Source organism: Streptomyces sp. NPDC006368 (genome assembly GCF_040612535.1).
Taxonomy (GTDB): domain Bacteria; phylum Actinomycetota; class Actinomycetes; order Streptomycetales; family Streptomycetaceae; genus Streptomyces.
Window position 1 is genome coordinate 1 of the sequence record NZ_JBEXQK010000072.1, and the last position, 9901, is coordinate 9901.

7 protein-coding genes, 1 tRNA gene and 1 pseudogene are annotated in these 9901 nt (G+C 74.6%); 5 read left to right on the forward strand and 4 right to left on the reverse strand.

Annotation, left to right across the window (positions count from 1 at the left end):
- Positions 1-169 precede the first annotated feature (169 nt).
- Positions 170-292: a hypothetical protein gene (locus ABZZ38_RS29600; protein WP_356745493.1), complete on the reverse strand. Its 123-nt coding sequence runs from the start codon at positions 290-292 to the stop codon at positions 170-172.
- A gap of 979 nt (positions 293-1271) precedes the next feature.
- On the opposite strand from ABZZ38_RS29600, the gene ABZZ38_RS29605 reads away from it, so the two are divergent.
- Complete coding sequence (locus ABZZ38_RS29605) at positions 1272-2633, forward strand: carbohydrate-binding protein (RefSeq protein ID WP_356745495.1); 1362 nt, start codon at positions 1272-1274, stop codon at positions 2631-2633.
- Between the two features lie 209 nt (positions 2634-2842).
- Complete coding sequence (locus ABZZ38_RS29610; RefSeq protein WP_356745497.1) at positions 2843-3220, forward strand: DUF488 family protein; 378 nt, start codon at positions 2843-2845, stop codon at positions 3218-3220.
- Here ABZZ38_RS29610 and ABZZ38_RS29615 read toward each other — a convergent pair.
- Both ABZZ38_RS29615 and ABZZ38_RS29620 read right to left on the reverse strand, forming a co-directional pair.
- Positions 3210-4244: a DMT family transporter gene (locus ABZZ38_RS29615; RefSeq protein ID WP_356745499.1), complete on the reverse strand. Its 1035-nt coding sequence runs from the start codon at positions 4242-4244 to the stop codon at positions 3210-3212. The genes ABZZ38_RS29610 and ABZZ38_RS29615 overlap by 11 nt on opposite strands.
- The gene (locus tag ABZZ38_RS29620; RefSeq protein WP_356745501.1) at positions 4241-5005 is read right to left on the reverse strand and encodes a phosphatase PAP2 family protein; all 765 of its coding nucleotides are present in this window, start codon (positions 5003-5005) and stop codon (positions 4241-4243) included. Before ABZZ38_RS29620 ends, ABZZ38_RS29615 begins: the two co-directional genes overlap by 4 nt.
- A 171-nt stretch (positions 5006-5176) precedes the next feature.
- Here ABZZ38_RS29620 and ABZZ38_RS29625 point away from each other — a divergent pair, with 171 nt between their 5' ends.
- Positions 5177-5794, forward strand: a complete 618-nt coding sequence (locus tag ABZZ38_RS29625) for a TetR/AcrR family transcriptional regulator (protein ID WP_356745503.1) — start codon at positions 5177-5179, stop codon at positions 5792-5794.
- Positions 5795-6636: 842 nt separating this feature from the next.
- On the opposite strand, the pseudogene ABZZ38_RS29630 reads toward ABZZ38_RS29625, so the two are convergent.
- Positions 6637-6975 (reverse strand): annotated as a pseudogene (locus ABZZ38_RS29630) (DUF309 domain-containing protein); the annotation flags it as partial.
- Positions 6976-7085: 110 nt separating this feature from the next.
- On the opposite strand from ABZZ38_RS29630, the gene ABZZ38_RS29635 reads away from it, so the two are divergent.
- Both ABZZ38_RS29635 and ABZZ38_RS29640 read left to right on the forward strand, forming a co-directional pair.
- Positions 7086-9740: an AAA family ATPase gene (locus ABZZ38_RS29635; protein WP_356745505.1), complete on the forward strand. Its 2655-nt coding sequence runs from the start codon at positions 7086-7088 to the stop codon at positions 9738-9740.
- Positions 9741-9793: 53 nt separating this feature from the next.
- Positions 9794-9867: transfer RNA gene (locus ABZZ38_RS29640), tRNA-Pro, on the forward strand.
- Positions 9868-9901 lie beyond the last annotated feature (34 nt).

Below are 9901 nucleotides of genomic sequence, written 5' to 3' on the forward strand. Positions count from 1 at the left end.
CGCACTTGACTGGGGGTCAAGGGGTCGCAGGTTCAAATCCTGTCGTCCCGACTCGTGAGAGTCGCAGGTCAGGGGCCGTTTCAGAGTGATCTGAAACGGCCCCTTGATCTTTTTCCGGGACAGCTGTGTCCGGGGGTGCGGAGAACCCGCCCGGTCCATCGCCTACCGGCTATGGGTTGGTAGTCACCGCGAAGCCCCCGCCATGGACGTCGGCGGGGTCGGCGGCGTCCCGGGCGCGCAGGTCGGCGAGGATGTTCGCCGGGCTGGTGTAGGCGTAGGGCGGGAGCCCCATGCCAGGATGCGCGCCTTGGTGATCCCGTCCCAGGGCCTCTCGGCCCGTCCTCCGTTGTCCTCGGAGGGGTACTCGCTGCCCGGTACGTGCCAGATGGCCGGGCCGCGCGAGTCGCCCGCCTTGTGCGGGGCGTGGGACTGGTGGACGCCGCCGGAGTTGTTCGTGATGCGTCCGTACCACACGCCCAACCGGCCGGAAACCACAGCTCGTTGTTGTCCAAGAGTCCGGCACCGAGCAGGCGCTCGTTGGCGAGCGCCGGCTTCAGGACGTTCGGGCTGACGGCGCCATGGGGGATCCCCACCATGCCGGTCTGATCATGAGTCCTTGGTCAGTCGGCGCCCCCGCCGCAGTGCCCCGCCGAGATGGCTATCTTGCCCCCGTAGTCGTCCATGCCGACCGCGCCGATCGCGCAGAAGGCGTCGGGGGAGCCGGGGTGAGCGAACTGCATGGAGTTGTGAACGCGTTTCGCCGGCGCGTCGGCCCGCCCCTGAGCCCCCTCCTGCGCCCGTGCCTGGACCTGAGCCCCGGCCGCTCCTGGGCCCGGGCCTGGGCGGTGCCGACCCACATGATCGTGGTGACCGCCAGGGCGGCGGTGAGGGCGCGCAGTCGTCCGAGCACGCGTGATCCCGTCTGTCAGGGCGGGACAAGAGCCGCCACGGTGGGGAACGGCGGCCCCCGGTGACCGCGGGGCACGCGCTGAACTCCAACCCGCCGGGCCCGCACCTGCGTTGCGCGGGCTGTCCGCCACCGAGACTCTCCCGTGACGAGCCCTCGGGCATGCCTGTTGTGACACGTTGGCAGGTCGTCGCCCCAGGGGGAATCCGACGCGCCCCGCACTCGGATAGCCGTGTTACGCCGCATGGCGGCAGGCCCCGTCTCCCGTAACACCTAATAAACCGATCATCGGACATTCCTGGCGTGTGTTTCGGCAACACCTACGGTTCGGGTCTTCCCCCCACCGAAACCGAGGTGACACTTGATGCTCCACAGACACGCCACAGCCGCGTGCGCCGCCGTCCTGGCCGCGGCCGGCGCGTTCGTGCCGGCCGGGCTGCCCGCCGCGGTCGCGGCCGAGTCCCCGGCGCCCCCCGTCGCGCCGTCGGCCGCCGCGACGCTCGGCGCCGACAAGCCGGCTCCCCAACTGCTGAGCGCGATGCAGCGCGACCTGGGACTCACCCGTGACCAGGCCAGACAGCGCCTCATCAACGAGGCGGAGGCAGGGGCCATCGCGGGCCGGCTGCGCAACACCCTGGGCGCGCGCTTCGCGGGCGCCTGGCTGCGCGGCACCACCTCCGCCACGCTCACCGTCGCCACCACCGACGCCGCCGACGTCCCCGTCATCAAGGCCGGTGGCGCGGAGGCGGAGGTCGTACGGTACGGCCTCGCCGAACTCGACGCCGCCAAGGCCCGGCTGGACCAGGCCGCCACGACCACCAATACCGCCGACGCGCCCGTCTGGTACGTCGACTTCCGTACGAACTCGGTGACCCTGGAGGCCACCAGCTCGGCGGCGGCCGAGGCGTTCATCACCGCCACCGGGCTCGACCGCGCGCTCCTGCGCATCAGGACGACGGCCGAGCGGCCCCGCCCGCTGGCGTACGACATCCGGGGCGGCGACGCGTACTACATCGGCGGCGGCCGGTGCTCCGTCGGGTTCTCCGTCCTGTCCGGCGCCCAGGAGGGCTTCGCCACGGCCGGCCACTGCGGGGAGCCGGGCACGGAGACCACCGGCTACAACAAGGTCGCCCAAGGAGCCTTCAAGGCGTCCATGTTCCCCGGCCGGGACATGGCGTGGGTCGCCACCAACGCCGACTGGGCCGCGACCCCGTACGTCAAGGGCGAGAGCGAGACCAACGTCGAGGTCTCCGGGTCCACGGAGGTCCTCGTCGGCGCGTCCATCTGCCGGTCGGGCTCCACCACCGGGTATCACTGCGGCACCGTGGAGCAAAAGGACGCGAGCGTCACCTACCCCCAGGGCACCGTCACGGGCATGACCCGGACCACCGTGTGCGCCGAGCCGGGCGACTCTGGCGGTTCGTACGTCTCCGGCAGCCAGGCCCAGGGCGTCACCTCGGGCGGCTCCGGCAACTGCACCTCCGGCGGTACGACGTTCCACCAGCCCATCAACCCGCTCCTCCAGGAGTTCGTCCTGAGGCTGAAGACCACCGCCGACAGCGCGACCGAAGCGGGCAAGGCGGGCGGCACCTGGGGCGTCGGGAAGGTCTACACGGCCGGTGATCGGGTCACGTACGACGGCATCACCTACCGCTGTATCCAGTCGCACCAAGCCCAGCCGGGCTGGCACCCCTCGGCCGTCCCGGCCCTCTGGGAGCGCGGCTGACGGCAGAGGACGCGTGACCGGTCCGGGTCGGGGATCCCGGGCCGTCACGTCCCGGTCCCCGTCATCCGGGAGCGGGAGCGGGAGCGGGGCCGGGTCTCGGGCGCCGAGCCGGGCGCGCGGCCTGACCCGGCCCGTACGGCCTGCCCGGCCTGACCCGGCCCGTACGGCTCCATCCGGCCGCGTCGAGAAGACAGGCCTAGCCTGGAACCATGACGCGCGCCGCCTCCCGCCCCACGGTCCGCCGCATCTACGACCCGCCCGGACCCGACGACGGGGTGCGCGTCCTCGTCGACCGGCTCTGGCCGCGCGGCCTGTCCAAGGCCGACGCCCACATCGACGAATGGCCCAAGTCCGTCACGCCGTCGACCGAGCTGCGCCGCTGGTACCACAGTGCCGAGGGGACGTCCGAGGGGGCGTTCGAGGAGTTCCGGCGGCAGTACGAGGCCGAGCTGGCCGAGCCCGAGGCGGCCGAGGCGCTCGACCGGCTGCGCGAGCTGGCGCGGAAGGGGCCGCTCACGCTGCTCACCGCGTCCAAGCGGCCCGAGCTGAGCCACGCGGCCGTCCTCGTCGAGCTGCTCACGCGGTGAGCGGATCCGGGTCCGGCTCGGGGGCCCGTGGCACCGGCACCGGGGCCGGCACCGGACCTGGCTGACCGGTCGTCAGCAGGACCACCCCGCGCGCCGCAACGGCCGCCGAGACGGCCGCCACCAGCCAGCCGACCGGCCCCGCGCGGAACGTCTCGCCGAGCAGCGCCACGCCGATGACGGCGGCGGCCGCCGGGTTGGACAGATTGACCACCGCGAGCGGTGCGGCGAGCCCGCCCCGGTACGCGACCTGTGACAGCAGCAGCCCGCCCGTGGCGAACGCGGCGACCAGCACGGCGAGCAGCGCCGTCTGCCACCCGGCCAGAGGCCCGCCCGGCAGCTGACGCGCGAGCGAGGCGGTGAGCGTCTGCGTCAGCGCCGACCCCACGGTGGACGCGACACCCGAGGCCATGGCGAGTCCCAGGCCGCGTCCAGGCTTCCTGTCCAGGCTCCGGCCGCGCCCCGTGCCCTGCCCCTGGCCGCGCACCAGCACGGCGATCAGCAGGGCCGTCACCGCGGTCACCGCCAGCGCCTCGGGCAGCGACAGGGCGTCACCCGGCGTCGCCGGGCCCACCATCGCGACCAGGCCCATAAGCCCGCCCAGCGTCCACAGCGCGCCGCGCCACTCCGCCCGGGTCACCCGCCGCCGTTCGTAGAAGGCCCCGACCGGCAGCGCGGCGACCAGCGTCAGGGCGCCGAGCGGCTGGACCAGGGTGAGGGGCCCGTAGTGCAGGGCCACGACATGGGTGAGGGCACCCGCGGCGTTCAGCCCGACCGCCCACCACCACAAGGGCCGGGCCAGCAGCGCCCGCAGCCCACCGCGCCCCGGCGAACCGACCTCCACGACCCCCGCGGACCCCACGGCCCTCGCGGACCCCACGGCCCTCGCGGCGTCCGGCCCGGATCGGCGCCCGGACCGGCGCTCGGCCCCGGCCCCGGTCGCGAGCCGTGACTGGACGACCGCGGCCAGCGCGTAGCCGGCGGCCGAGGCGAGGGACAGCAGCACCGCGAGGAGCGTTGCCCTCATCGCAGCACCACCCGCATCGGCACCGGCCGGCGTACCTCGGCCCCGGGGGCGCGTACGACGAGGAGGGCGCCGCCCAGCAGCACGGCGACGACGAGCGCGTCCAGCCAGTAGTGGTTGGCGGTGCCCACCACGACCAGCAGCGTGAGCAGCGGATGGAGCAGCCACAGCAGCCGCCACCGGCCGCGCGTGGCGGTGATCAGCCCGATCGCCACCATCAGCGCCCAGCCGACGTGCAGCGACGGCATCGCCGCGAACTGGTTCGCCATCGTGTCCGTCTCGGGCGCCGCGCCGTACACCGACGGACCGTAGACCCGCGCGGTGTCGATCAGCCCCGCCCCGGCGAACATCCGGGGCGGCGCCAGCGGCACGAGCAGGTGAAGGGCGAGCGCGGCGGCCGTGAGCAGGGCGAGCGCCCGGCGGGACCAGAGGTAATGGGTGGGGCGGCGCCAGTACAGCCAGCCGAGGAAGGCCACGGTGGCGGGGAAGTGGACGGCGGCGTAGTACGTGTTGGCCAGGTGGACGACCGTCCCGTCGTGCAGGAGCAGGCGCTGCACCCAGCCCTCGCCCGGCAGGTGCAGGGCCCGTTCGACGTGCCAGACACGGTCGGCGTTGTCGAAGGCGCGGGCCTCGTGCCCGTTCGCGAGCCGCCGGCCGAGTTTGTAGACGAGGAACAGCGCGGTCACCAGCAGCAACTCGCGCACCAGGGGCGGCCGTGGGGGAGCGGTCGTCTCCGGTCCGGCAGGACGTATCCCGGCAGGCATGTCTCCGGCCCCTTTGACGGTTCAAAAAGTAAGCAAGCGGAGGAAGCGTAGATCCGATTTTATCGAGACGCAAACGTCTCGATACGTTTGCGTCTCGATTGGGCGGGGCCTACTCTCGTACGTGCAGCCAGCCACTCGTACCTGCCCTCCACTGTCCGCGGGGAGAAACCGATGTCCACGCAGGCCGCCACGGCCGCCGCCCGGCGCAGCAAGATCACCCCGGAGCGTGAGCAGGAGCTGTACGCGGCCGTGCTCGACCTGCTCCGCGACGGCGGCTACGACGCGGTGACCATGGAGGGCGTCGCCGCCCGCACGAAATGCGGCAAGGCCACCCTGTACCGGCAGTGGAAGACCAAGTCGCAGCTCGTCACCGCCGCCCTCGCCAAGAGCCGCCGCACCCTCTTCACCGACATCGACACCGGCTCCGTCGCGGGCGACCTGCGCGCCGCGGCCGAGGCCGCCGCCACCCGCCGCGGCCGGGACGCCGAGCTGATGGAGGCCGTCGGCCAGGCCTACCTCCTCCACCCCGACCTGCGCCGGGCGCTGCGCGAAACCGTCATCGAACCCGAGGTCGCCGCCCTCGACGCGATGCTCCGGCGCGGCGTCGAACGCGGCGAGATCGACGCGGGCAACCCGGCCCTCGGCTTCGTCGCCCCCTGCTTCCTCGGCGTCCTGCGCGTCGAGCGGCTCTTCGAGGACCGGTTCGGCGACGAGGACGCCCTGCCCGGGCTCCTCGAAGCGGTGATCCTGCCCGCGCTGGGCGTCGCGGGCTCCGCCCGGCCGCGGTAGTGCCCTTCCCGGCGCGGCGCCCGCCGGGAACCATGGCCGGACCGCCCCGCGCGCACCCCGGCCCCGCCCACACGCCCGTCCCGTACCGCGCCGCCGGGCCTCCGCGCCTGGTACCGCCGACACCTCCCGCACCGCAGTACCGTCGGCACCTCCCGCACCGCGGTGCCGCGCCGGCACCTCCCGCACCGCCCGTACCGCGTCCGCGCCCTCCCGTACCGCGCGGAAGGCGCCGCGTGGACCCGCTCGACGCGCTTCAGCGCGATCGCCAACACCCGGCGGCCGGTCCGCCACGTGGCGTTCGGGCACGGCACCCACGGCTGCCCGGCTCCGCACCCCCGCGCCCGACTCCGGCTCGCCTAGGAGCTCTTCACCCGCCGCTTCCCGGGGCTGCGGCTCGATCCGAGGCAGGACGTCGTGATGCGGCCCACGGGGGTCCACCGCTCACCCGAGGCCCGGCACGCACCTGACCCGGGCCGGCTGGGGGCCTAGCTGGTGGATCGCACCGCACTCGCGTGCCCTGGCGCGTTCCCGGGAGCTCAGCTCGGGGTCGCCCCAGGCGGACAGGGCCGCCCCGCTCAGCGATCCGGCCCGGTCCCGACGTCGGGGCCCAGCCTGGGTGCCTCGGCGACCGGGTCCACCGCCCCGTGCTCCTCCACACGCCCGGCCAGCTCACGCGCCCACGCCACCAGGCCGCCGACATCGATTCCGTACGGCTCCGCGTCCGCGTGGCCGCGCCCCGCGCCGATCCCGTCCGCGCCGATCCCGTCCGCGCCGACCCTGTCCGCGCCGATCCCGCCCACGCCGACCCCATCCACGTGGCCGCGCCCCGCGCCGATCCGGTCCGCGCCGCGTCGCAGCAACCGCGCCCCGCCCGCGGTGTTGCCACGCGCCGCGTGCGTGAGCCCCACCGCCAGCTGCGCGAGCCCACGCCACAGCTCCCGCTCGCTCTCCTCGCCGCACGACTTCCAGGCGTCCTCGAACACCTCGTGGGCGTGGAACGGCAGCCCCGCGTCCAGCAGCCGCTGCGCCTCCCGCAGGGTCTCCTCCGGCGCACGCTCCACACCCTCCGGCTGCCGCTCCACGCCCGGAGCCCCGTACGGCAGCGGCCGGCCCAGCCCGTCACGGGGGCGCGCGCTGCGAGCGCGCCCGTCGGCGTCACGGTCCCTTCGCGTCCTGTTCACGGTTCGATTGTCACCCTTCCGACGGGGGCGGACCCAACCGTGTCCGTCACCCCCGGTGCGGAGTTACGCTCGCTCCCGAAGACATCCGGGTGTTGTGGGGAGGTAAGGCGATGCTGCCGTCCGGGCCGGAACACCGGCTGTCGTCACCGCTGTTGGAGCGCGAGCCGGAGCTCGCCGCCGCCGCACGGGCGGTGGAGGCGCTCTGCGACGGCGCCGCCGTCGGCGGGCTGCTGATCTACCGGGGCGAGGCCGGCATCGGCAAGACGACTCTGCTCGACGCCGTGCGCCGGCGCGCGGACGACCGCTGCACCGTCCGCTGGGCGCGCGGCGGGGAGACCACCACCTCCGTGCCCTTCCACGTCGTACGCCAGCTGCTGCAGCCCGCCCTGGCCGTCTACGACGACGAGGAGCTGCGGCGGCTCTTCGGCGACTGGTACGACATCACCGCGCCGGCCCTGGGCGTCGCCGCCCCCAGCGCGCCGCTCGCCGATCCCCAGGGCGTACGGGACGGGCTGGACTGGGTCGTCGCACGGCTCGCCGAGCGCCACCGCCACCGCCCGCTCGTGCTGCTCATCGACGACGCGCACTGGGCGGACGCCGAATCGCTCGCCTGGCTCGCCTCCTTCACCGTCGGCCTGCCCGCCCTGCCGCTCCTCGTCATCCTCGCCCACCGCCCCGAGGTGAGGACCGAGCCCGCCTCCACCCTGCTCGACCAGCTCGGCGAGGGGGCCCGGCTGCGGGTCGCCCTGCACGCCCTCACCTCCGACGCCACCGCCGAACTGGCCCGGGCCACCCTCGGCGACGAGGCGGACGACGCCTTCTGCCGGGAGGTGTGGGCGGTCACCGGCGGCAATCCGTACGAGACGGTGGAGCTGCTCGCCAAGGTCCAGGACCGGATGCTCGCCCCGGTCGGGCCGTCGGCGCCCCTGCTGCGCGGCCTGGCCGCCTCCGCCCGCGGCAGCGGACTCGTCGCCCGGCTGGAGCGGCTCGGCACCGGCCCGACCCGGTTCGCCTGGGCCGCCGCCGTGCTGGGCACCGACATCTCGCAGGCGCTCGCCGCGACCCTGGCCGGGATGACCCCGGCAGAGGCGGCGAGCTGTACGCAGCGGCTGCGGGAGGCCCGGATCGTCACCGGCTCGGACCCGCTGGAGTTCGTCCACCCCCTGATCGCCACCGCCATATACCGCTCCATCCCGCCCGCCACCCGCACCGCCATGCACGGCCGGGCCGCCTGGGCCGTCACCCGCGCCGGCCTCGGCGCCGCCGCGGCCTCCCGCCACCTGCTGGAAATCCACCCGGACGACGACGAGGAAGTCGTCACCCAGCTGCGCGACGCCGCCCGCGAACACCTCGCCGTCGGCGCCCCCGCGGCCGCCCGTCGCTGTCTGGAACGCGCCCTCCAGGAACCGCCGTCCCCCGACTCGTACGCCCAGGTGCTGTACGAGCTGGGCTGCGCCGCCCTCCTCACGTCACCGCCCGCCACCGTGCGCCATCTGCGCTCCGCCCTCGACCTGCCCGGCCTCGACCCGGCGCTGCGCACCGACGCCACCTGCCGCCTCGCCCAGGCCCTCGCCCACAGCAACCAACTGCGCGAAGCGGCCCTCTCCGTCGCCGCCGAGGCCGCTCGGACGCAGCCGGGGCCGGCCCGGATGCGGCTCCAGGCCGCACAGTTCATGTACGAGGCCTTCCAGGCCGCCGAGGACGACGGAGCCGGCCGCTCCCGGCGCCTCGCCGACCTCGCCGATCACCTCCGCGGCACCGACAACGCCGAACGCGCGCTGCTCTCGCTGCGCGCCTTCGACGCGATGCTGCGCGGCGAGAACGCCGGCCTCGTCCACGAGCTGTGCGAGCGCTCCCTCATCGACGGGCGCACACCGCCCGGGCTGAGCTGGACCGACACCGAGTGGGGCTTCGAGACACCGGCCATGGTCGGCATCGCGTACGCCTTCACGGACCGGCCGGACGAGGCCCAGGCGATGTTCGAGGAAGCGGTGCGCGCCTTCGAGATCTCCGGCTGGTCCGGTGCGCACCTGGCCTTCGCCCACACGCTCCTCGGCATGGTCCACCGCCGCCGCGGCGGGCTCATCGAGGCGGAGAGCTTCCTGCGGGAGGGCCTGCGCCTGGCCGACCGCGTCGGCACCGGCCTCGCCGTCCAGTGGGACGCCACCTGCCTGCTCATCGACACGCTGCTGGCCCGCGGCCGGGTCACCGAGGCGCGTGAGGTCGCGGACCGCTACGGTTTCGGCGCGCCCTGGCCCAGCGCGATGGTCCTGCCCGACGGGCCCTGCGTGCTCGGCCGGCTCCTCCTCGCCGAGGGCCGCGCGGACGAGGCCGTGGCGGAACTGGAGGCGGTCGGCCGCGCCTTGGAGCGCCGCGACCGCCACAACGGCGTCTGGGCGCCCTGGGCCTTCGACCTCGCCCGCGCTCTGGCCGCCACGGACCGGCCCCGCGCGGCCCGCCTCGCCGGATACGCCCGCGTCCGCGCCGAACGCTTCGGCACGGACACCGCCATCGGGGAGGCCCTGCGCTGCGCGGCCCTCTTCGCCCGCCCGGACGAGACCGTCCGGCTCCTCGCGCGGGCCGTCCACCACCTGGAGGCGTCCCCGTCCGCGTACGAACACGCCTTGGCCCGGTACGACTACGGCCTCGCGTTGGGCTCCCCGACGGAGCTCACCAAGGCCGCCGACCTGGCCACCACCTGCGGCGCGGACACCCTGGCGACCCGGGCGCTGCAGGCCCGGGAGTCGGTCCTGCGCCGGGAGTGAGGTAAAGTCTTCCTGCGCGCTCACCACGGCGACAAGCCGGGGGACGCGCGCATCGGGACGTGGCGCAGCTTGGTAGCGCACTTGACTGGGGGTCAAGGGGTCGCAGGTTCAAATCCTGTCGTCCCGACTCGAAAGAGTCGCAGGTCAGGGCCGGTTTCGGA